Raw genomic sequence first — 21,385 nt, 5'->3', positions numbered from 1 at the left:
ATAGCGGGTTAACAGGAGAAGGATGTAGTGGTTTATGCCATCAGGCTATGGACCGCGAGGTTAATCGCGCCGCCGCCGACAATCAGCCAGATGAAGAGTACCAGCGCCATCAGCAGCGGTTTCGCACCGGCTTTTTTCAGTGCGCTGACGTGTGTAGTCACCCCCAGGGCCGCCATGGCCATCGCCAGCAGTACGGTATCCAGCGTCACCAGCATATCCACTACCGATTTGGGCAGCAGGTGGAAGGAGTTAAAGATAGCGACCACGATAAACAGGATCGCAAACCATGGAATGGTGATTTTACTTTTCTGATTACTGTCCGCCGGTGCCAGCTGTTTAACCCGTGCTGCAAGGAAAATCAGGAACGGCGCCAGCATCATCACGCGCAGCATTTTGGCAATCACAGCCGCGTTTTCGGCTTCAGGGTTAATAGCATGTCCTGCCGCCACCACCTGGGCCACTTCGTGCATGGTCGAACCGATATAGATGCCGTAGGTTTCCGGGCTAAACCAGTGGGCAACCTGCGGATACATGGCCGGGTAGAGGAAAATCGCCAGCGTACCGAAGATCACCACCGTCGCTACCGCCACCGTCACCTTGCTGGCTTCGGCTTTAACGACGGGTTCCGCTGCCAGCACCGCCGCGGCCCCACAGATACTGCTCCCGGCACCGATCAGCCAGCTGGTTTGTCTGTCCAGGCCAAAGACTTTCTGCCCGATAAAGCAGGCCAGTAAAAAGGTGCTGGTCAGGGTCAGGACGTCGATGGCGATCCCGCTCACGCCCACATCCGCAATCTGCGAAAAGGTGAGACGGAAGCCGTAGAGAATGATCCCAAGACGCAGCAGATGCTGCTTGGCAAAGATCACGCCGCCGTCGCAGGATTTCCAGATATGTGGATAAACGGTGTTACCCACGACCATGCCCAGCAAAATGGCCAGCGTCAGCGCGCTGAAACCTGCGCCTGCGATGGCCGGGATGCTGCCGCCCCATAGCGCGACGGCGGTCACTGCGGCGCTGAGCGCAAGACCCGGCACGAAGTGCCACACTGTACGATGATGTTGTAAGGTGATTTCTGACATAACCTTCTCCTTTGTCTGGCTAAAGGTTACGGCGCTCTGGCTTAAAAATAAAATTGATTATATACTTATAATCAATCTATATAAGTGGTAAGCAACCATGCACATTACTTTGCGTCAGCTGGAAGTGTTTGCCGAGGTGCTGAAAAGCGGCTCGACGACCCAGGCGTCACAAATGCTGGCGCTCTCGCAGTCTGCGGTCAGCGCGGCGTTAACCGATCTTGAAGGACAGCTGGGCGTTCAGCTTTTTGACAGGGTAGGGAAGCGTCTGGTGGTCAACGAGCACGGTCGTCTTCTTTATCCGCGCGCGCTGGCGCTGCTGGAGCAGGCTATCGAAATCGAGCAGCTGTTCCGCGAAGACAACGGTGCGATCCGCGTCTACGCCAGCAGCACCATCGGGAACTACATCCTGCCGGAAGTGATTGCCCGCTACCGCCGGGATTTCCCGACCCTGCCGCTGGAGATGAGCGTGGGGAACAGCCAGGACGTCATCAACGCGGTGATCGACTTCCGCGTGGATATCGGCCTCATCGAAGGACCCTGCCATAACGTCGATATTATTGCCGAGCCCTGGCTGGAAGATGAGCTGGTGGTGTTTGCCTCCCCGGCCTCGTCGTTATTGCAGGGCGAGGTGACGCTGGAGCGCCTGGCGCAGGCGCAGTGGATCCTGCGCGAGCAGGGCTCCGGCACGCGTGAAATTGTCGATTATCTGCTGCTTTCTCATCTGCCGCATTTCCAGTTAGGGATGGAGCTGGGGAACTCTGAGGCCATCAAGCACGCGGTGCGCCACGGGCTCGGCATCAGCTGTCTTTCCCGGCGCGTTATTGCCGAACAGCTGGAGACCGGATCGCTGGTTGAAATCCCCATCCCGCTCCCGAAACTGGTGCGCACGCTGTGGTGCATTCATCATCGTCAGAAACACCTTTCCAGTTCTTTGCAGCGTTTTCTGCGCTATTGCGAGATGTAATCTTCCCCTCACCCCAAAGGGGAGAGGGAAAAATTATGCTTTACTTATAATCCAGGCCCAGTCATGAAGCTCTCTTATAACTGAGTATTTCTGCCGGAAGGAACGCGGATCGTCTGCTACAATCGCGCCTCATTTATTAAATGGACAGCATTTTCATATGGTTTCAGAAATTAAAACCACAGAAGCGCCCACGCTACGTCGTGAACTCAAGGCGCGTCACCTGACGATGATCGCCATTGGCGGCTCCATCGGTACAGGTCTTTTCGTTGCCTCTGGCGCAACGATTTCGGCAGCAGGCCCGGGTGGGGCACTTTTCTCTTATATCCTGATTGGCCTGATGGTGTACTTCCTGATGACCAGTCTTGGCGAACTGGCCGCGTACATGCCGGTATCCGGTTCGTTCTCGACCTACGGTCAAAAATACGTTGAAGAAGGCTTTGGCTTCGCGCTGGGCTGGAACTACTGGTACAACTGGGCGGTCACTATCGCCGTTGACCTTGTCGCCGCGCAGCTGGTGATGAACTGGTGGTTCCCGGATACGCCAGGCTGGATCTGGAGCGCCCTGTTCCTCGCCGTTATTTTCCTGCTGAACTACATCTCCGTGCGCGGTTTCGGCGAAGCGGAATACTGGTTCTCTTTGATCAAAGTGGCAACCGTCATCATCTTTATCGTCGTCGGTGTGGCGATGATCGTTGGTATTTTCAAAGGCGCAGAACCTGCGGGCTGGAGTAACTGGACAACAGGCGATGCGCCGTTTGCCGGTGGACTGTCGGCAATGATTGGCGTGGCAATGATTGTCGGCTTCTCCTTCCAGGGGACCGAGCTGATTGGCATCGCGGCCGGTGAGTCAGAAAACCCGGAGAAGAATATTCCGCGCGCGGTTCGTCAGGTCTTCTGGCGTATCCTGCTGTTCTATGTGTTCGCGATCCTGATTATCAGCCTGATCATTCCGTACACCGATCCAAGCCTGCTGCGTAATGACGTTAAAGACATTAGCGTCAGTCCGTTCACGCTGGTCTTCCAGCACGCCGGTCTGCTTTCAGCTGCGGCAGTGATGAATGCCGTTATCCTGACCGCTGTGCTTTCAGCCGGTAACTCCGGGATGTACGCGTCCACCCGTATGCTCTATACGCTGGCATGCGACGGTAAAGCGCCGCGTATTTTCGCGAAACTTTCCCGTGGCGGCGTACCGCGTAACGCGCTGTATGCCACAACGGTCATTGCCGGTCTGTGCTTCCTGACCTCCATGTTTGGCAACCAGACGGTTTACCTGTGGCTGCTTAACACGTCCGGGATGACGGGCTTTATTGCCTGGCTGGGGATTGCCATTAGCCACTACCGTTTCCGCCGTGGCTTCGTCAAACAGGGTCACGATATTAACTCGCTGCCGTATCGCTCAGGGTTTTTCCCGCTGGGTCCCATTTTCGCCTTCATTCTGTGCCTGATCATTACACTGGGACAGAACTATGAAGCGTTCCTGGCGGACACCATTGACTGGGGCGCCGTCACGGCGACCTACATTGGTATTCCGCTGTTCCTCGTTATCTGGTTTGGCTACAAGCTGACGAAAGGAACAAAATTCGTTCGCTACAGTGAAATGGAATTCCCGGAACGATTTAAACAATAACCGCACTTCCTCTCTTTTAACCCGCTCATTCGAGCGGGTTTTTTTATTCCCGTATCCTGAAACAAAGATATATTTCTTAACAATTTAATTGATAATAATTATCGTTTGCTTTATCGTTATCACAAATAAGCGTGTCACCGACCCACCGCAGATGTGGGCGGCAGGGAAGACGCTGTGAGCAATGATGATTTGATTTAGTTGTATTTACCTCATGGAGATATGGAATGTTTAGGTTGAATCCCTTCGTCAGGGGAGGACTTTGTGCGTCCGCAATGTCCCTGGCCCTGCCTGTTATCGCAGCGGAATCCGGCGACACAATGGTTGTCACGGCCTCCGCGACCGAGCAAAACCTGAAAGACGCACCGGCAAGCATCAGCGTGATTACCCAGGAAGATTTGCAGCGCAAACCCGTTCAGAACCTGAAAGATGTGTTACGGGATGTGCCGGGCGTTCAGCTCACGAGCGAAGGGGACAACCGTAAAGGGGTTAGTATCCGTGGACTGGACAGCAGCTACACGCTGATCCTGATCGACGGCAAGCGCGTCAATTCCCGTAACGCGGTGTTCCGCCATAATGATTTCGACCTCAACTGGGTGCCGGTTGACGCCATCGAACGAATTGAAGTGGTGCGCGGACCGATGTCTTCTCTTTACGGCTCCGATGCGCTGGGCGGCGTGGTAAACATTATCACCAAAAAAATCGGCCAGAAATGGACGGGAACCCTGAGCGCCGATTCCACAATTCAGGAACATCGCGACCGTGGCGACACGTATAACGGTCAGTTCTATACCAGCGGTCCGCTGGTGGACGGTCTGCTGGGGCTGAAAGCCTACGGTAGCCTCGCGAAGCGTGAGAAAGACGGTCAGCAGAAGTCCTCTACCACGGCGAGCGGTGAAACGCCGCGCATTGAGGGCTTCACCAGCCGCGATGCGAATGTGGAGTTCGCCTGGACACCGTCTGAAAACCACGACTTTACGGCGGGCTACGGCTTCGACCGTCAGGATCGTGACTCGGATTCCCTCGACAAAAACCGCCTTGAGCGGCAGAACTACTCGCTCAGCCACAACGGCCGCTGGGGCGTCGGCAACAGCGAGCTGAAGGTTTACGGCGAAAAGGTAGATAACAAGAACCCGGGCAACAGCAATCCGATCACCTCCGAGAGCAACGCGGTGGACGGAAAATACGTGCTGCCGCTGGGCGAAATCAACCAGCTGATGACCTTCGGCGGCGAATGGCGTCACGATAAGCTGAAGGATCCTGTCAACCTGACGGGCGGTTCCAGCAGCAGTACGTCGACAAGCCAGTATGCCCTGTTCCTTGAAGATGAGTGGCGTATCTTTGAACCTCTGGCGCTGACCACCGGCATCCGTATGGATGACCATGATACCTACGGCGACCACTGGAGCCCGCGCGCCTATCTGGTCTACAACGCGACCGATACCGTAACGGTGAAAGGGGGCTGGGCTACCGCGTTTAAAGCGCCGTCACTGCTGCAGCTGAGCCCGGACTGGGTCACCGGCTCGTGTCGCGGTGCCTGTGAGATTGTCGGTAACCCGGACCTTAAGCCGGAAACCAGCGAGAGCTTCGAATTCGGTCTGTACTACAGTGGGGAAGAGGGCTGGTTAGAGGGCGTGCAGGCCAGCGTCACCACCTTCCAGAATAATGTGGATGACCGTATCAGCATCAGCCGTACGGCGAATGCGAAACAGGCCCAGGGCTACCCTAACTACGTTGGCCTGAATGCGGACGGTGAACCGATTTTCCGCTACTACAACGTTAACAAGGCGCGCATCCGCGGAGTGGAGACCGAGCTGAAACTCCCGCTGGCGGACGACTGGAAACTGACGCTGAACTACACCTACAACGACGGTCGTGATATCAGCAACGGCGGCAACAAGCCGCTGTCCGATCTGCCGTTCCACACCGCCAACGGTACCGTTGACTGGAAGGCGACGCAGGACTGGTCGTTCTACGTTCAGGGCAACTACACCGGTGAGAAACGCGCGCTGACCAGCAGCGCTCCAACGCCGGGTGGCTATGTCATCTGGAATACCGGCGCCGCGTGGCAGGCGACGAAAAGCGTGAAGCTGCGTGCGGGCGTGCAGAACCTGCTGGACAAAGATCTGAGCCGCGACGATTACAGCTACACGGAAGATGGCCGTCGCTACTTTGTCGGCGTGGATTATAAGTTCTGATGTAGCCTGGATGCCCGGTGGCGCTTCGCTTGCCGGGCCTACAAAACCCACGAATGTAGGCCGGGTAAGGCGAGGCCGCCACCCGGCAATCGGCCGCACTTAGCCGAACAAATGCTCCGCATGGAAGCGGAGATGATCCTCAATAAAGGACGCGATAAAATAATAGCTGTGGTCGTATCCCGGCTGGATGCGCAGCGTCAGCGGCCAGTCTTTCTGGCGTGCCGCTTCTGCCAGCACCGCAGGCTGCAGCTGACCGGCGAGGAACTGGTCCGCATCACCCTGATCGATAAGGGTGGGAATGGCCTCTTCAGCTTTGCTGGCCAGCATCAGCGCGCAACTGTCCCATGCCTGCCATTTTTCCGCATCCTCACCCAAATAGTGTGTGAAGGCTTTCTGCCCCCACGGCACCTGCGTTGGGTTCACAATTGGCGCAAATGCCGACACGCTGACGTATTTCCCCGGATTTTTCAGCGCCATGATGAGCGCCCCGTGTCCGCCCATCGAGTGGCCGCTGATCGCGCAGCGCTCGCCAACCGCAAACTGCGACTGCACCAGCGCAGGAAGTTCATCGCGAATGTAATCATACATGCGGTAGTGGCGCGCCCAGGGCTGCTCGGTGGCATTGAGATAAAACCCGGCGCCTTTACCCAGGTCGTATCCCGCATCGTCGGCCACATCATCACCACGCGGGCTGGTATCAGGCATCACCAGCGCAATACCCAGCTCGGCGGCAATACGCTGCGCCCCCGCTTTGGTGGTGAAGTTTTCGTCGTTGCAGGTCAGGCCGGAAAGCCAGAACAGAACCGGCGGATTTTCCGTCGGCGGCAGGAAAATGCTGAAGGTCATCGCACAGTTCAGGACGGTGGAGTCATGCCGCCAGCGCTGCTGTCGACCTTCAAAACAACGGTGCTCTTCGAGCAGTTCCATGCAGGGCTCCTTAATGAGAATGCGTATTCATAAAAACCATAATACAGCCTTTTCATTGACCTGTGAGCAACTTTCACTTTCGCCTGACGGCCAGATGCTGCATCATAAATTTACTTTTCTTTAACAATTGGAGCGGTCATGGCGCTGCGTATTGCGCTCAGTGGGTTTGTCGTTCTGGTGGTGGCGATGGGGATAGGACGCTTTGCCTTTACGCCTCAGGTGCCGCTGATGATTGCTGCCGGGCAGCTTACGTTGACCAGCGCGGGTCTGGTCGCGGCGATGAACTATCTGGGCTATCTGGTGGGCGCATGGGATGCCATGCGCGCGCACCGCTTTGTGGAAACGCGCCTCTGGCTTGGCATCACCGGCGCGGTGGCGCTGACGCTGCTCTCCGCGGCGGCGGATAACGCCGTCGTACACGGCCTGCTGCGTTTTGTGATTGGCTGCATGAGCGGCTGGTCGATGGTACTGATTGCCGCCTGGACTAACGAACGGCTTGGGCAGTTGGGTAAACCGGGCCTGAGCGCTGCCGTATTTGCCGGACCGGGGGCGGGCATTGCCCTGAGCGGGCTGCTCGCCGTCTATATCCAGGCGAAGTCCCTGTCGGCCGGGGCGGCATGGCAAATCTACGGCGTGCTGGCGCTGGTGCTGATTGTGCTGGTGGCGCGCTACCTGCCGCGATCCGGTCAGCTCCATCGACCGGGCACCGCACCAGAGCCGCTGGTGCTGACGGCGGATTTAAAACGCCTGGTCTGGAGCTACAGTCTGGCTGGCTTTGGATATATCCTCCCGGCGACATTCCTGTCGCAAATGGCGGCGGTGCGTTTTCCCGGCAGCCTGTTTGCGCAGTTCGTCTGGCCGATTTTTGGTATCGCCGCCGTGGTGGGGATAATGCTCAGTATTCTTTTACGCCATACCTCAACGGCTAACCGCAGGCTGGCTATAGTCCTGTGGTTACAGGGGGCGGGCGTGCTGGCGGCCTGGCTGCTGCCGGGGATTGGCGGATTGCTGACGGGTGGGCTGCTGGTGGGCGGCGGCTTTTTGTGTGCCGTGCAGCTCTCTCTTTTATACGGTCGCGAGCTGGCGCCAAACCACACGCGCTATATGGCAGGCCTGCTCACCACCGGGTATGCGATTGGTCAGTTGATTGGGCCGGTCACCTCGGCGTTATCAACCTGGCTTACCCACCGGCTGGAGCCCGCGCTTGGCCTGGCGGGCATTGCGCTGTTCGTTGGAGGAGCGTTGGTCTGGAATCGTCACGCTGAAAGGCAACAGCAATTGCAATAATTATCGTCGTGAATACTGGATTATGTGCGTCGCCTCACGCACAATGAGCGCATACTTTTGCCACAACGAGGGCAAAAGACGCCACACCTGCAGGAGAACAAAATGTCATCACTCAGTAAAGAAGCTGCCCTGGTCCACGAAGCCCTGGTTGCGCGCGGTCTTGAAACGCCACTGCGTCCGCCCGTACAGGATTTGGACAATGAAACCCGCAAGCGTCTGATTGCCGGTCATATGACCGAAATCATGGAGCTGCTGAATCTCGATCTGAGTGACGACAGTCTGATGGAGACGCCGCACCGCATCGCGAAAATGTACGTCGACGAAATTTTCTCCGGCCTGGATTACGCCAACTTCCCGAAAATCACCGTCATTGAAAACAAGATGAAAGTGGATGAGATGGTGACGGTGCGCGATATCACGCTGACCAGTACCTGCGAACACCATTTCGTGACCATCGACGGTAAAGCGACCGTGGCGTATATCCCCAAAGATACGGTGATTGGCCTGTCGAAGATCAACCGCATCGTGCAGTTCTTTGCCCAGCGTCCGCAGGTGCAGGAGCGTCTGACGCAGCAGATCCTGACCGCGCTGCAAACGCTGCTGGGCACCAATAACGTGGCCGTCTCTATCGACGCGGTTCACTACTGCGTGAAGGCGCGCGGCGTGCGTGATGCGACCAGTGCAACGACCACCACCTCGCTGGGCGGCCTGTTTAAGTCAAGCCAGAATACCCGCCAGGAGTTCCTGCGCGCCGTACGTCATCACAACTAAGTCTTACAGGGCAGGGACCATGGAGCGAAACGTCACGCTCGATTTTGTTCGCGGCGTCGCCATTCTCGGTATCCTGCTGCTTAATATCGCCGCCTTCGGTTTGCCGAAGGCGGCTTATCTCAATCCTGCGTGGTATGGCGACATCACGCGCAGTGATGCCTGGACGTGGGCGATCCTCGATCTCTTTGCGCAGGTCAAATTCCTCACGCTCTTTGCCCTGCTGTTTGGCGCAGGCCTGCAGCTTCTCCTCAAACGCGGTACGCGCTGGATCCAGTCGCGCCTGACGCTGCTGGTTCTCCTCGGCTTTATCCACGGCCTGTTCTTCTGGGACGGCGATATTCTTCTCGCGTATGGGTTAGTCGGGCTCATCTGCTGGCGTCTCATTCGCGATGCGCACAGCGTAAAAAGCCTGTTTAACACCGGCGTGATGCTGTATGTGATGGGGCTTGGCGTCCTGCTATTGCTGGGGATGATCTCCGGCGAGGCGACAAACCGTTCATGGATCCCGGATGCCGCTAACCTGCAGTACGAACAGTTCTGGAAGCTGAAAGGCGGTACGGAAGCGATAAGCAACCGTGCGGATATGCTGGGGGACAACCTCCTTGCGCTGGGCGCGCAATACGGCTGGCAGCTGGCGGGCATGATGCTGATGGGCGCGTCATTGATGCGCACCGGCTGGCTGAAAGGAGAATTCAGCCTGCGTCACTATCGTTGTACCGGCGCCGGTCTGGTGCTGCTCGGCGTGCTGATTAACCTCCCGGCGGTGATTGTGCAGTGGCATATCCACTGGGATTACCGCTGGTGCGCGTTTCTGCTCCAGGTGCCGCGTGAACTGAGCGCGCCGTTCCAGACCATCGGCTACGCGGCGCTGATCTATGGCTTCTGGCCAACGCTTTCCCGCCTGTGGATTGTCAGCGCTATCGCCTGCGTGGGCCGAATGGCGTTGAGCAATTACCTCCTACAAACGCTCATATGTACCACGCTTTTCTATCGTTTTGGCCTGTTTATGAAATTCGACCGCCTTACGCTGCTGGCGTTTGTTATTCCGGTCTGGGTGGTAAACCTGGCGTTTTCTATTCTCTGGCTACGCTATTTCCGCCAGGGACCGCTGGAGTGGGTGTGGCGTCAGTTAACCGCATATGCTTCAGGGGTATCATTGAAAAACACATCCAGATAACGATCTGGATCACAATCATTAACAAAACGGATGTAAGCGTTTTCATGACTGTGAGCTTCTTCACGTAGTCCCCTTTCTCTCGCTGCCAAAATAGCCACCTTGCTAAACACAGGGGGTGTCTGTGAGTTGCTGCAATCCTTTGAAGGATGGTGAATATGATCACCATTCGTGACGTCGCCCGTCAGGCGGGCGTTTCTGTGGCTACCGTCTCACGCGTGCTCAATAATAGCGCGCTGGTCAGCCCTGAAACCCGAGAAACCGTAATGAAAGCCGTGACCCAGCTCGGGTACCGGCCAAATGCCAATGCCCAGGCGCTTGCGACGCAGGTCAGCGACACCATCGGCGTGGTGGTGATGGATGTCTCGGATGCCTTTTTCGGCGCGCTGGTGAAAGCGGTCGACATGGTGGCACAGCAGCATCAGAAATATGTCCTGATCGGTAATAGCTATCATGAGGCGGAAAAAGAGCGCCATGCCATTGAAGTGCTGATCCGCCAGCGCTGTAACGCCCTGATTGTCCATTCAAAAGCCTTGAGCGATGAAGAGCTAACCGGATTGATGGAGCAGATCCCGGGCATGGTGCTGATCAACCGCATTGTCCCCGGCTATGCCCACCGCTGCGTCGGGCTCGATAACGTCAGCGGCGCCATGATGGCCACGAAAATGCTCATCAACAACGGGCATCAGCGGATCGGTTATCTGGCCTCCAGCCATCAGATTGAAGATGACGAACTGCGGCGCGAGGGGTGGCAAAATGCCCTGAAAGAGCACGGCATTACGCCATCCGAAAGCTGGGTGGGAACCGGCACGCCGGACATGCAGGGCGGTGAGGCGGCAATGGTGGAGCTGCTGGGCCGCAATCTGCAGCTGTCTGCGGTGTTTGCCTATAACGACAGCATGGCGGCTGGCGCCCTGACGGCGCTGAAGGATAACGGCATTGCGGTGCCACAGCATTTGTCACTCATTGGTTTTGATGATATCCCGATTGCCCGTTACACCGACCCGCAGCTGACAACGGTGCGCTACCCCATTGCCTCTATGGCGAAACTGGCGACTGAGCTGGCATTACAGGGAGCGGCAGGGCTGCTGGATCCGGGCGCAACGCACTGTTTCATGCCGACTTTAGTACGTCGCCACTCCGTCGCGGCCCGGCAAATTGTGGTTCCGATCACTAACTGATTAGATCAGGTGATGTAACCGTTTTCAATCTGTGAGTAAATTCACAGTATCTTAACAAGGCGCTGACTATGATGTCAGCGTTTTAGGGGCTGAAACGCTATGTAACAGTGATTATTCACTTTCACTATAGCCAATGTGCCGCAAACAACGAATAAAACGCATTTCTGGAGCGTTACCGAACACGGAAGATAGAAATTTTATAAGTGAACTTCGGCTGTCAGTAACGTTTTATTAACACCTGCCCGCCGATCGTTATTCACAAGAACTACCCTGCATAAAAAAACCGGAGATACCATGAATAAGAAGGTGTTGACCCTGTCTGCTGTAATGGCAAGCATGCTTTTTGGTGCAGCAGCGCACGCTGCGGATACCCGTATTGGTGTGACCATCTATAAATACGACGACAACTTCATGTCTGTTGTGCGTAAAGCGATTGAGAAAGATGCGAAAGCAGCGCCAGACGTTCAGCTGCTGATGAACGACTCCCAGAATGACCAGTCCAAACAGAACGACCAGATCGACGTTCTGCTGGCGAAAGGCGTGAAAGCCCTGGCCATCAACCTGGTTGACCCGGCTGCAGCAGGCACGGTCATTGAAAAAGCGCGCGGTCAGAACGTGCCGATCGTCTTCTTCAACAAAGAACCTTCCCGTAAGGCGCTGGATAGCTACGACAAAGCGTATTACGTCGGTACTGACTCCAAAGAGTCCGGTATTATTCAGGGCGATTTGATCGCGAAACACTGGGCGGCGAACCCGAACTGGGACCTGAATAAAGACGGTCAGATTCAGTTCGTGCTGCTGAAAGGCGAGCCAGGCCACCCGGATGCTGAAGCGCGTACTACCTACGTTATCAAAGAGCTTAACGACAAAGGCCTTAAAACCCAGCAGCTGGCGTTAGATACCGCGATGTGGGATACCGCTCAGGCGAAAGATAAGATGGACGCATGGCTGTCTGGCCCTAATGCCAACAAAATCGAAGTCGTTATCGCCAACAACGATGCGATGGCAATGGGTGCGGTAGAAGCGCTGAAAGCACACAACAAATCCTCAATCCCGGTATTCGGCGTGGATGCACTGCCAGAAGCGCTGGCGCTGGTTAAATCCGGTGCGATGGCCGGTACCGTGCTGAACGATGCCAACAACCAGGCGAAAGCCACCTTCGATCTGGCGAAAAACCTCGCCGATGGCAAAGGCGCGGCAGATGGCACCAACTGGAAAATTGACAACAAAATCGTTCGCGTACCTTACGTGGGCGTAGACCAGTCCAACCTGGCTGAGTTTATCGGTAAATAAGTTAGCGGTACTGTCTCCACTGGGCGCAATTCGTTGCGCCCTTTTATAACGCGATATGCGAGGCCAACAAGGTATAATTATGGTCAGCACAACAACTCAGTCATCCGGTGAATACCTGTTGGAAATGAGCGGTATCAACAAGTCATTTCCCGGCGTTAAGGCACTCGATAATGTTAATTTAAAAGTTCGTCCTCACTCTATTCATGCCTTAATGGGGGAGAACGGTGCGGGTAAATCAACATTATTAAAATGTCTTTTTGGGATCTATCAAAAAGATTCTGGCAGCATTCTTTTTCAGGGGAAAGAGATCGATTTCCATTCAGCGAAAGAAGCACTGGAAAACGGTATCTCGATGGTTCATCAGGAATTAAACCTGGTGCTGCAGCGTTCAGTTATGGATAACATGTGGTTGGGACGTTATCCAACCAAAGGTGTCTTTGTCGATCAGGACAAAATGTATCGCGACACCAAAGCGATTTTCGACGAGCTGGATATTGATATCGATCCGCGCGCCCGCGTGGGAACATTATCCGTCTCCCAGATGCAGATGATCGAAATCGCCAAAGCGTTCTCCTATGATGCGAAAATCGTCATCATGGACGAACCAACATCGTCATTAACGGAAAAAGAGGTTAACCACCTTTTTACCATTATTCGTAAGCTAAAAGATCGCGGCTGCGGCATTGTGTACATCTCCCACAAAATGGAAGAGATCTTCCAGCTGTGCGATGAGATCACCATCCTGCGCGACGGTCAGTGGATTGCCACGCAGCCGCTGGAAGGGCTGGACATGGACAAGATCATCGCCATGATGGTCGGCCGTTCCCTGAACCAGCGCTTCCCTGACAAAGAAAACAAGCCGGGTGAAGTGATTCTGGAAGTGCGCAACCTGACCTCGTTACGTCAGCCGTCTATACGCGATGTCTCCTTCGACCTGCATAAAGGTGAAATCTTGGGGATTGCCGGCCTGGTCGGGGCAAAACGTACCGATATTGTGGAAACCCTGTTTGGTATCCGTGAGAAGGCTCAAGGCACCATTACGCTGCACGGTAAGAAAATTAACAACCACAACGCCAACGAAGCTATTAATAATGGTTTCGCGCTGGTGACGGAAGAGCGTCGTTCGACCGGTATTTATGCTTATCTGGATATTAACTTTAACTCGTTAATTTCTAACATTCGCAATTACAAAAACAAAGTCGGGCTGCTGGATAACTCCCGCATGAAAAGCGATACCCAATGGGTGATTGACTCCATGCGCGTGAAAACGCCAGGCCATCGCACCCAAATTGGTTCGCTGTCAGGCGGTAACCAGCAGAAAGTGATTATCGGCCGTTGGTTATTAACCCAGCCAGAAATTCTGATGCTGGATGAACCTACCCGCGGTATTGACGTCGGCGCGAAGTTTGAAATTTATCAGCTGATTGCCGAGCTGGCGAAAAAGAATAAAGGGATCATTATTATTTCTTCCGAAATGCCGGAATTGTTAGGGATCACGGATCGTATTCTGGTTATGAGCAATGGTCTCGTCGCCGGTATTGTTGACACTAAAACGACAACGCAAAATGAAATTTTGCGTCTTGCGTCTTTGCACCTTTAAGATCAGGGGCTCCTCATGAGTGCGTTAAATAAAAAAAGTTTTCTCACTTACCTGAAAGAAGGCGGTATTTACGTTGTTCTTTTAGTACTGCTGGCTATCATTATTTTCCAGGACCCTACGTTCTTAAGCCTGCTGAACCTGAGTAACATTCTGACCCAGTCCTCCGTGCGTATTATCATTGCGCTGGGCGTGGCGGGCCTGATCGTGACCCAGGGGACGGACCTTTCTGCCGGTCGTCAGGTGGGTCTGGCGGCGGTTATCGCGGCAACTCTGCTGCAGTCGATGGAAAACGCTAACAAGGTCTTCCCGGAAATGGCCACCATGCCGATTTTCGTGGTGATCCTGATTGTCTGCGCCATTGGTGCGGTGATTGGTCTGATCAACGGAATTATCATCGCCTACCTGAACGTGACGCCGTTTATCACCACCCTGGGTACGATGATCATCGTTTACGGTATCAACTCCCTGTACTACGACTTCGTCGGCGCTTCGCCAATCTCGGGCTTTGACAGCGGCTTCTCGACCTTTACGCAAGGGTTTATTGCGCTTGGCAGCTTCCGCCTGTCGTACATCACCTTCTATGCGCTGATTGCGGTGGCCTTCGTCTGGATCCTGTGGAACAAAACGCGCTTCGGCAAAAACATCTTCGCCATCGGCGGTAACCCGGAAGCGGCGAAAGTCTCCGGCGTTAACGTAGCTCTGAACCTGCTCATCATCTATGCCCTGTCCGGCGTGTTCTACGCCTTCGGTGGGATGCTGGAAGCGGGCCGTATCGGCTCTGCAACCAACAACCTCGGCTTCATGTATGAGCTGGATGCGATCGCAGCCTGCGTGGTGGGCGGCGTCTCCTTCAGCGGCGGTGTGGGTACGGTACTGGGCGTGGTGACCGGTGTGATCATTTTCACCGTCATCAACTACGGGTTGACCTATATCGGCGTGAACCCGTACTGGCAGTACATCATCAAGGGCGCCATCATTATCTTCGCGGTTGCGCTGGATTCACTGAAGTACGCCCGTAAGAAGTAATCGTCTCTCTCCATACCCGGCCCGCTCACCGAGCGGGCTTTTTTTATGCTCTATGCCAGATGGGACTCCTCTCGGGTCACAATGCGCTCAAACCAGTCGAGTTCAGAGAGCTTGCGGGCGACCCACTGTTCGGAAAAGGCATCGCCCAGGCTGTCGGTGAGATACTGACAGCGGGCAAAGGCCTCAATCGCCTCCTGCTGGAACAGCGGCAGTTCCGGTTGGTCGTGCTGCGGTTCAGGGAGATCCCCCTCGTCGATATGTTCCAGCCCATACAGCATGCCGGTCAGGATAGTGGCCGCCACCAGATACGGATTCGCATCGGCCCCGGCCAGCCGGTACTCGATACGACGGTTACTCTCATCCGAGCAGGGAATACGCAGGGCGGCGGAGCGGGTGTTATAGCCCCAGGAGTTAAAGACGGGTTCCGTCAGGCTTTTACGCAGGCGACGAAACGCGTTGACGCCTGGCGCAAGAATGGCGACGGAGGCGGGCATCAGCGCCAGCTGGCCCGCGACGCACAAACGTATCATGCTGTTAAGCGCGTTCACCGGGGAAGCAAAGACGTTTTCGCCGTGACGATTGTTCAGGCTGAAATGGAAGTGCAAACCGCTGCCGGCAAGCTGGCTGAAAGGCTTAGCCATAAAGTTGGCCTGCAGACCGTGCTTTTCAGCAACGTAACGGGTCAGGCGACGAAGCGCCAGCACGTTATCGCAGACCTCAACGACGCGATGGCTGTGCTTCAGGTTTAATTCGTACTGTCCGGACTCGGCTTCCGCCACGACCCCTGACAGCGGGATGCGCTGCAGGTGGGCCAGCTGTTCCAGCTCGTCAAACAGCGCCGCATGCGCCGACGAGGTATCCATATGAAAGCAGCCCTGATTTTGCGGATCGCGTTCGTCATGTCCCGTCAGGTAAAACTCGATTTCCGGGGCAACCACAGGGAAGAGGTCGTGCTGGTGGAAGCGGGCCAGCACGTTCTGCAGTATCACGCGCGGCTCAAGCGGGCAGGGATTACCGTCGCTGTCCTTCATCGTCAGCAGGATCTGCGCGGTGTGCTCCGGATCCTGCGGACAGGGGCGCAGGGAGCCGGCGACCGGGACGCACAGCCGGTCGGGTTCATCATGAAGCGGCGCGGCAATTTTTCCTTTCTGATCCATCGAGTAGACGGAAAGCGGAAAATAACAGCCTTTTTCCAGATTCAGCATGCTCTCAGCCGACAGACGCTTGCCGCGCATCGTGCCGTTGATATCGTTCAGGTAAACGTCAACATGTTTCGTTTGAGGGTAACGTTCCAGGTAATCGGCTACTTCCACGGCAACGTTGTGCTGCAGGGCGTAAATTTTTTCATCCAGCCAGAGACCAGAAGTAAGTGCGCCAGGGAGTGATAAGCCGGGAAAGTTAAAGTACGGGCGGAGACTTTTGAGGAAAAACGCATTCATTATCGAGTTCATAGTCATTCTTCAATGAAGCCGTAGCGGCAATGAACTCAGCTTAAAAGAGCAGACGTAAAGGGGAGATAAAAAGCGTCAGGCCGGCCGTAAAGAAAGTATAAAGGCGGTCCCGCTATTTCTCTTTTTTTTGCATATCGAGCAGCTGCTCGGGCGTGACGGCCGGGTAACCCTGCGCGTCTTCCGGCACTTCGTGCATCGCCGGAATCGGCACCAGCGGGCCTAAAAAGCGCGGTTCGCGTTTGAAGATATACAGATCGGCCAGGGCACCAAAGCGGGCGCCGAACTCGCGCACGCGCACGCTCAGCATATCTTTTGGCGACGGCACCGCGTAGCACTGCGCCTGAATGCCCATATGCAGGGCAATAAACAGCGCGCGCTCGCAGTGGAAGCGCTGGGTGATGATGATGAAGTCGTTGGTGTCGAAGACTTTGCGCGTGCGCACGATGGAGTCCAGGGTGCGGAACCCGGCGTAGTCGAGCACGATATCGGCCGGATCCACGCCCGCGGCAATCAAATCCTTACGCATCGTCACCGGTTCATTGTAGCTTTGCAGGGCGTTATCGCCGCTCAGCAGCAGGTAGTTCACCTTGCCGCTGTTGTAGGCGTTCAGCGCGCCCTGAATGCGGTAACGGTAATACTGGTTGATGACGCCGGTGCGGTAATACTTGGCGGTGCCGAGCACCACGCCAACCTGACGATACGGCAGGTCCTGCAGGTCATCAAAGATGTAGGGGGCGGTTTTCCAGCTCATCCAGCGGTCGAGGCCCAGCACGATCAACAGCAGTATGCCGACCAGGACAGACAGGCTGTAAAAAACGCGCTTTAACATGCAGATGGCTCGTACCGAAGGTGAAATTTAATTCAGGCTACTTTACCCGCCTGGTTAGCGCAAGAAACAGCGACTCAACTGAGGGGTTTTTCAGCAAACGGGCGGGCATTTTTGCCCGCCGGAAGGATTACGCCAGCAGTACGCGGTCAATCGTCGTACAGCCCAGCGCTTTGAGCGTTGCGGCGGTGGCATCCCACTGGATCAGCGGTGCATCGGCAATTTCAGCCAGAATGGCGCGCTGAATGTCCGGATAATCATAGCCGTTCAGGCTCAGCAGGTTGAGTGCGCCCTGCAGCGGCGGCAGCGTTGGGTTAAACGCGGCGTTTTCCGCATAGCTGCCGGTGAAGATTCGGCCATCACGGCACCGCAGCGCCACGCCGCTCGGGGACTTGCTGTACGGCGTGTGGCTCTTGTTGGCGGCGGTAATCGCCGCCTGGCTCAGGTCATCGCCGGACAGGGCGTAACCGTGGTCCTGATCGTCCATCAGCAGCGTTTTGATCTCCAGATCTTTCGGACCAAATGCGTCAGGCAGATAATCGCCCAGCGTGTGCGGCGCGCGACCCGGCAGGTTGATGCGCAGCTGCAGCCCGCTGTTCAGCTCGTTCATAAACTGACGGCAGTGGCCGCACGGAGTGTAGTTAACGGTAATGGCGCTCAGGGCTTTTTCACCGCGCAGCCAGGCGTGGCTGATGGCGCTCTGCTCGGCGTGAACCGTTTGCTGCATGGTCGCGCCCAGGAACTCCATATTGCCACCGAAGTACCAAGTTCCGCTGACGCCGCGCGCAATGGCCCCGACGTTAAAATGGGAGAGATCGGCCCGCGCGCAGGCGGCAGCCAGAGGAAGCAGTGCGAAAGCCAGCGCGTCTTCGTCCAGTCCCGTTGCCTGTTTCAGCATCGTGACCTGCTCCGCGGTCAGCAGGGCGGGGAAGTGTGCATCTGCCAGAACGGGAGCCAGGGCTGACTGCAAATTCTCTGCAAGCTGGGCGAAAGCAGCTTGAAAACGTGGGTGCATGGCGTTTGCCTCATAAAGGTTAATGGATCGGTAGTTTACGGAGCCGTTAGGGCTTTATATGTGATCCACTTCTCATTATGTATGCAACTTATGAAAGCAAAATGAAATTTGCGCGACGCATCGCAAATTTTAGCCCATCACCGCCAGAATCAGCGGGAAAATGAACGGGGCCAGCAGGGAGGTGATAATTCCGCAGATCACCAGCGCCAGCGAGCTAAACGCCCCTTCCTGATAATCCAGCTCCGCGCAGCGGGCAGTGCCCAGGGCGTGGGAAGCTGTCCCCATCGACAGTCCTCGTGCCGCTTTAGTATGAATGCGCATACCGTTCAGCAGGCTGTGGCCAAACACCGCGCCGAGAATACCGACGAAAATAACGCACATCGCGCTAATTGCTGGAATACCGCCGAGGCTACCCCCAACCGCCATCGCGATAGGCGTGGTCACAGATTTAGGCAGAATAGAGGCGGCAATTTGCGGGGAGGCCCCCATCAACAGCGCCACTGACGTACCGGTGATCATCGCCACCAGGCTGCCGACAAAGCAGATGGTAATGATGGATTTCCAGCGGGCGCGGATCTGGTGCAGCTGCTCGTATAAAGGAAAGGCGAGCGCCACAACGGCGGGCTGCAGCAGGTCGTTTAAAATTTTGCTGCCGGCAAAGTAGCGTTCGTAAGGAATGCCGGTGAGCAGCAGGAACGGAATAATCACCACCATTGCCACCAGCAGCGGGTTCAGCAACGGCATTTTGAAACGCGCGGCAAGCTTACGTGCGGCGAAGAATACTGCGAGGGTGAGCGGCAGCGACCACCAGATATTGGCCATCATTTTTTTGTTTTCTCCCCAATCACGTTACGTTCGCCATGCACCAGATGCGAACTCCAGCTCACCACCAGGAAAACCACCAGCGTACTGACCGCGCAGGAGACAACAATCGGGCCGAACTGGGCCTTGAGCAAATCAAAATACTGCATGACCCCGACGCCGATAGGCACGAAAAGCAGCGCCATATAGCGAATGAGGACGAAGCAGCCGGGATTGACCCACTTTGCAGGCAGGATTTGCAGCGCCAGCAACACGAAGAGGATCAGCATGCCGATAATGCTGCCGGGAATGGTGATGGGCAGCAGCGACGCGATGAAAATCCCGGCATACAGACAGGCATAAATCAGGACGAATGCGCGCAGATATTGCCAGATAATGTTCAATGTTTTGCTCATGGTGATAGTCCTTGCTGAAACGCATTCATCATACAATTAAACCCAAAAATGTGCCACGGATCACATCATGAAATTTGAGCATACCAGACATTCCGGAATGGAACGTCCGGTATCATCTTACTGGTGCAGGCAATAGTTTAGAGGAAAGGAATTGCACTGGCGAAGTAACGCGCCAGAGAAGGCATCAGCGTCAGGCGGTCAGTTTATCGAGAAAAGAAAACAGCACCTGGTTCATTTCGCGATAATCATGCGAGCGGAGTTTTTCCGCCGTTTCGACAAAACGGAATTCATCCGCGCGGCTGAGGTCATTCTGCGAATGCTCAATCAGCAACTCTACAACCTCCGGCGTCAGCTCCATATGGCACTGAAAACCGTAAACCCGTTCGCCATATTCCACGATCTGACGGGGGCAGCCCTCGCTGTAAGCCAGCACTTTAGCCTGCGGCGTCAACCCTGGCATGTCGTTATGCCAGTGACCGACGTTCAATTCGTGGCCAAAATCCGCAAACAGCGGGTTCGCCTTGCCTGCATCGGTGAGCCTGACGGGAAATTTGCCGATCTCTTTTTCCGGGCTATGGCTAAACGCTGCCCCCAGCGCTTCGCCGATAAGCTGCGAGCCAAGACAAACGCCTATCACCGTTTTACCTGCCTCTATCGCGCGGCTGATGAGTGCCTTTTCCGCCTGTGCATCGAACCAGGGGCATTCCTCAGGCGTGGTAGCGGGGGACTGCGGGCCTCCCATGATGATAAGCAGGTCCGTGCTCCCCAGCTCCTCGGGTAAAGGATCGCCCTGATAAACTCTGGTGTAGCTCAGAGTATGGCTGCGGCTTTTCCCCCAGATTTCATAGGCGCCCGGCGCTTCGAAATGTTCATGAATGATAAATTGAATGTGCATTGCGTCTCTCTCCGGTTACGTGTACAAGCAGCATCATAAGTGGAAGGGAGGAATGTGAGATGCCAACCGTTATCGATAAAACGCCAATTCATGACGATGACATCGGATGGTCCAGAGGGGCTATTAGCTATACGCGCGGCGAAGTGGATCCGCCTCACCAGCATTCACAGGGACAGCTTTTGTTTGCCATCAAAGGGGTGATGCTGGTCGAAACCGGCAATAAGCGTTGGGTCATACCGCCGCAGCGCGCGCTGTGGATCCCTCCCTTTCAGGAGCATACCTACAGCGTGTTATCCGCAACGGAGCTCCGGGCGGTCTGGTTTAGCCCTGCGCTGATATCGCAATGCGGATCTTTTAAACGGAAAGAAGAGGTTCACGTCATTATGGCGACAGCGTTGTTCAAAGAGCTGATAGCCGGGCTGTTCAGTGCGGAATACCGGCCAGCCACTCAGCGCAGCATGGCCGTTTTGCTGCTCGATATTCTCAGTGAAGCTCAGCAAATCTCGGCCGAATTACCGATGCCCGTGGATGAGCGCTTACATCGCGTTGCCTGTGACATCATTGCCAACAATCTCTGGGATCTTTCTCTGGAAAGGCTGGCGGAACGGGCCGCGATGTCTGAACGCACGTTTTCACGCGCGTTTATCAAAGATACCGGCTTTAGCTTCCGGGCCTGGCGACAGCGCGCAAGGATTTGTGCCTCGCTGGACCTGCTCGCCAACGGATACCCGGTTAAGCAGGTGGCCTGGATGCTGGGGTTTTCAGGGCAGGCGGCATTTGCGGCGGCGTTTCGCGCCGTTGTCGGGGCAACTCCGGCTGACTTTCTCCCTGAACAGAAGCGCTTCCCAGCGATATAG

At 55.6% G+C, this 21,385-nt stretch carries 19 protein-coding genes; 11 read left to right on the top strand and 8 right to left on the bottom strand.

The genetic code is table 11. The annotated features are described in order from the left end of the window. Nucleotides 1–32 precede the first annotated feature (32 nt). Nucleotides 33–1,079, bottom strand: coding sequence for a YeiH family protein (locus ELK40_RS15380; protein WP_127731688.1), 1,047 nt, complete (start codon nucleotides 1,077–1,079; stop codon nucleotides 33–35). Between the two features lie 97 nt (nucleotides 1,080–1,176). Between ELK40_RS15380 and yieE the strand changes: the two genes are divergently transcribed. The 3 genes from yieE (at nucleotide 1,177) to cirA (ending at nucleotide 5,865) form a co-directional block, all read left to right on the top strand. Next, nucleotides 1,177–2,043 (top strand): DNA-binding transcriptional regulator YeiE, encoded by an 867-nt coding sequence (yieE, locus tag ELK40_RS15375; RefSeq protein ID WP_047346566.1) that lies wholly within the window; start codon nucleotides 1,177–1,179, stop codon nucleotides 2,041–2,043. A 157-nt stretch (nucleotides 2,044–2,200) separates the two neighbouring features. Continuing rightward, entirely contained in the window at nucleotides 2,201–3,670 is a 1,470-nt protein-coding gene (locus tag ELK40_RS15370) for an amino acid permease (protein ID WP_024908170.1), read from the top strand. 224 nt (nucleotides 3,671–3,894) lie between these two features. Next, nucleotides 3,895–5,865, top strand: coding sequence for a catecholate siderophore receptor CirA (gene cirA / locus ELK40_RS15365; protein ID WP_127731686.1), 1,971 nt, complete (start codon nucleotides 3,895–3,897; stop codon nucleotides 5,863–5,865). A gap of 99 nt (nucleotides 5,866–5,964) precedes the next feature. Here the strand turns inward: cirA and fghA are convergent, their stop codons facing one another. Next, nucleotides 5,965–6,792: an S-formylglutathione hydrolase gene (gene fghA, locus ELK40_RS15360; RefSeq protein WP_127731684.1), complete on the bottom strand. Its 828-nt coding sequence runs from the start codon at nucleotides 6,790–6,792 to the stop codon at nucleotides 5,965–5,967. 138 nt (nucleotides 6,793–6,930) lie between these two features. Between fghA and ELK40_RS15355 the strand changes: the two genes are divergently transcribed. The 7 genes from ELK40_RS15355 (at nucleotide 6,931) to mglC (ending at nucleotide 15,124) form a co-directional block, all read left to right on the top strand. Continuing rightward, on the top strand, nucleotides 6,931–8,079 hold the full coding sequence (locus tag ELK40_RS15355; protein ID WP_127731682.1) for a YbfB/YjiJ family MFS transporter: 1,149 nt from the start codon (nucleotides 6,931–6,933) through the stop codon (nucleotides 8,077–8,079). A 102-nt stretch (nucleotides 8,080–8,181) separates the two neighbouring features. After that, nucleotides 8,182–8,850 carry a GTP cyclohydrolase I FolE gene (gene folE, locus ELK40_RS15345; RefSeq protein ID WP_023312471.1) on the top strand — a complete coding sequence of 223 codons (669 nt, stop codon included), beginning with the start codon at nucleotides 8,182–8,184 and terminating at the stop codon, nucleotides 8,848–8,850. Nucleotides 8,851–8,869: 19 nt separating this feature from the next. After that, nucleotides 8,870–10,027, top strand: a complete 1,158-nt coding sequence (gene yeiB / locus ELK40_RS15340) for a DUF418 domain-containing protein YeiB (protein ID WP_115875850.1) — start codon at nucleotides 8,870–8,872, stop codon at nucleotides 10,025–10,027. A gap of 155 nt (nucleotides 10,028–10,182) precedes the next feature. Further along, nucleotides 10,183–11,205: an HTH-type transcriptional regulator GalS gene (galS, locus tag ELK40_RS15335; protein ID WP_115875849.1), complete on the top strand. Its 1,023-nt coding sequence runs from the start codon at nucleotides 10,183–10,185 to the stop codon at nucleotides 11,203–11,205. Between the two features lie 294 nt (nucleotides 11,206–11,499). Further along, entirely contained in the window at nucleotides 11,500–12,498 is a 999-nt protein-coding gene (gene mglB / locus ELK40_RS15330) for a galactose/glucose ABC transporter substrate-binding protein MglB (protein WP_008500923.1), read from the top strand. 79 nt (nucleotides 12,499–12,577) lie between these two features. Beyond that, nucleotides 12,578–14,098, top strand: coding sequence for a galactose/methyl galactoside ABC transporter ATP-binding protein MglA (gene mglA / locus ELK40_RS15325; RefSeq protein ID WP_047174129.1), 1,521 nt, complete (start codon nucleotides 12,578–12,580; stop codon nucleotides 14,096–14,098). Between the two features lie 15 nt (nucleotides 14,099–14,113). Beyond that, nucleotides 14,114–15,124 carry a galactose/methyl galactoside ABC transporter permease MglC gene (gene mglC, locus ELK40_RS15320; RefSeq protein WP_008500921.1) on the top strand — a complete coding sequence of 337 codons (1,011 nt, stop codon included), beginning with the start codon at nucleotides 14,114–14,116 and terminating at the stop codon, nucleotides 15,122–15,124. A 50-nt stretch (nucleotides 15,125–15,174) separates the two neighbouring features. Here mglC and ELK40_RS15315 read toward each other — a convergent pair whose 3' ends face one another. From ELK40_RS15315 to ELK40_RS15290, 6 genes are all read right to left on the bottom strand, one after another. Continuing rightward, on the bottom strand, nucleotides 15,175–16,563 hold the full coding sequence (locus ELK40_RS15315; protein WP_127732815.1) for a glutamine synthetase family protein: 1,389 nt from the start codon (nucleotides 16,561–16,563) through the stop codon (nucleotides 15,175–15,177). Between the two features lie 124 nt (nucleotides 16,564–16,687). Continuing rightward, on the bottom strand, nucleotides 16,688–17,404 hold the full coding sequence (gene sanA, locus ELK40_RS15310; RefSeq protein WP_008500918.1) for an outer membrane permeability protein SanA: 717 nt from the start codon (nucleotides 17,402–17,404) through the stop codon (nucleotides 16,688–16,690). 127 nt (nucleotides 17,405–17,531) lie between these two features. Further along, nucleotides 17,532–18,416 (bottom strand): cytidine deaminase, encoded by an 885-nt coding sequence (gene cdd / locus ELK40_RS15305; protein WP_127731680.1) that lies wholly within the window; start codon nucleotides 18,414–18,416, stop codon nucleotides 17,532–17,534. 129 nt (nucleotides 18,417–18,545) lie between these two features. After that, entirely contained in the window at nucleotides 18,546–19,241 is a 696-nt protein-coding gene (locus ELK40_RS15300) for a CidB/LrgB family autolysis modulator (protein ID WP_111965322.1), read from the bottom strand. Then, entirely contained in the window at nucleotides 19,238–19,633 is a 396-nt protein-coding gene (locus ELK40_RS15295) for a CidA/LrgA family protein (protein WP_111965323.1), read from the bottom strand. The genes ELK40_RS15300 and ELK40_RS15295 overlap by 4 nt, the downstream gene beginning before the upstream one ends. Before the next feature lie 190 nt (nucleotides 19,634–19,823). Further along, on the bottom strand, nucleotides 19,824–20,528 hold the full coding sequence (locus tag ELK40_RS15290; protein ID WP_127731678.1) for a type 1 glutamine amidotransferase: 705 nt from the start codon (nucleotides 20,526–20,528) through the stop codon (nucleotides 19,824–19,826). 59 nt (nucleotides 20,529–20,587) lie between these two features. On the opposite strand from ELK40_RS15290, the gene ELK40_RS15285 reads away from it, so the two are divergent. Next, entirely contained in the window at nucleotides 20,588–21,385 is a 798-nt protein-coding gene (locus ELK40_RS15285; RefSeq protein ID WP_115875843.1) for a helix-turn-helix transcriptional regulator, read from the top strand.

The sequence above is a fragment of the Enterobacter sp. N18-03635 genome, from assembly GCF_004006055.1.
Taxonomy (GTDB): domain Bacteria; phylum Pseudomonadota; class Gammaproteobacteria; order Enterobacterales; family Enterobacteriaceae; genus Enterobacter; species Enterobacter vonholyi.
Note: the sequence above shows the minus strand (reverse complement) of the source record. Positions and strands in the feature narration are given on the sequence as shown.

What these genes read in the sequence shown, in the direction of transcription:
- galS (WP_115875849.1), top strand. Translation starts at nt 10,183, where the DNA reads ATGATCACCATTCGTGACGTCGCCCGTCAGGCGGGCGTTTCTGTGGCT.
- folE (WP_023312471.1), top strand. Translation starts at nt 8,182, where the DNA reads ATGTCATCACTCAGTAAAGAAGCTGCCCTGGTCCACGAAGCCCTGGTT.
- mglB (WP_008500923.1), top strand. Translation starts at nt 11,500, where the DNA reads ATGAATAAGAAGGTGTTGACCCTGTCTGCTGTAATGGCAAGCATGCTT.
- mglA (WP_047174129.1), top strand. Translation starts at nt 12,578, where the DNA reads ATGGTCAGCACAACAACTCAGTCATCCGGTGAATACCTGTTGGAAATG.
- ELK40_RS15315 (WP_127732815.1), bottom strand. Translation starts at nt 16,563, where the DNA reads ATGAATGCGTTTTTCCTCAAAAGTCTCCGCCCGTACTTTAACTTTCCC.
- ELK40_RS15370 (WP_024908170.1), top strand. Translation starts at nt 2,201, where the DNA reads ATGGTTTCAGAAATTAAAACCACAGAAGCGCCCACGCTACGTCGTGAA.
- ELK40_RS15355 (WP_127731682.1), top strand. Translation starts at nt 6,931, where the DNA reads ATGGCGCTGCGTATTGCGCTCAGTGGGTTTGTCGTTCTGGTGGTGGCG.
- cirA (WP_127731686.1), top strand. Translation starts at nt 3,895, where the DNA reads ATGTTTAGGTTGAATCCCTTCGTCAGGGGAGGACTTTGTGCGTCCGCA.
- ELK40_RS15300 (WP_111965322.1), bottom strand. Translation starts at nt 19,241, where the DNA reads ATGATGGCCAATATCTGGTGGTCGCTGCCGCTCACCCTCGCAGTATTC.
- yieE (WP_047346566.1), top strand. Translation starts at nt 1,177, where the DNA reads ATGCACATTACTTTGCGTCAGCTGGAAGTGTTTGCCGAGGTGCTGAAA.
- sanA (WP_008500918.1), bottom strand. Translation starts at nt 17,404, where the DNA reads ATGTTAAAGCGCGTTTTTTACAGCCTGTCTGTCCTGGTCGGCATACTG.
- ELK40_RS15380 (WP_127731688.1), bottom strand. Translation starts at nt 1,079, where the DNA reads ATGTCAGAAATCACCTTACAACATCATCGTACAGTGTGGCACTTCGTG.
- fghA (WP_127731684.1), bottom strand. Translation starts at nt 6,792, where the DNA reads ATGGAACTGCTCGAAGAGCACCGTTGTTTTGAAGGTCGACAGCAGCGC.
- yeiB (WP_115875850.1), top strand. Translation starts at nt 8,870, where the DNA reads ATGGAGCGAAACGTCACGCTCGATTTTGTTCGCGGCGTCGCCATTCTC.
- ELK40_RS15295 (WP_111965323.1), bottom strand. Translation starts at nt 19,633, where the DNA reads ATGAGCAAAACATTGAACATTATCTGGCAATATCTGCGCGCATTCGTC.
- mglC (WP_008500921.1), top strand. Translation starts at nt 14,114, where the DNA reads ATGAGTGCGTTAAATAAAAAAAGTTTTCTCACTTACCTGAAAGAAGGC.
- ELK40_RS15285 (WP_115875843.1), top strand. Translation starts at nt 20,588, where the DNA reads ATGCCAACCGTTATCGATAAAACGCCAATTCATGACGATGACATCGGA.
- cdd (WP_127731680.1), bottom strand. Translation starts at nt 18,416, where the DNA reads ATGCACCCACGTTTTCAAGCTGCTTTCGCCCAGCTTGCAGAGAATTTG.
- ELK40_RS15290 (WP_127731678.1), bottom strand. Translation starts at nt 20,528, where the DNA reads ATGCACATTCAATTTATCATTCATGAACATTTCGAAGCGCCGGGCGCC.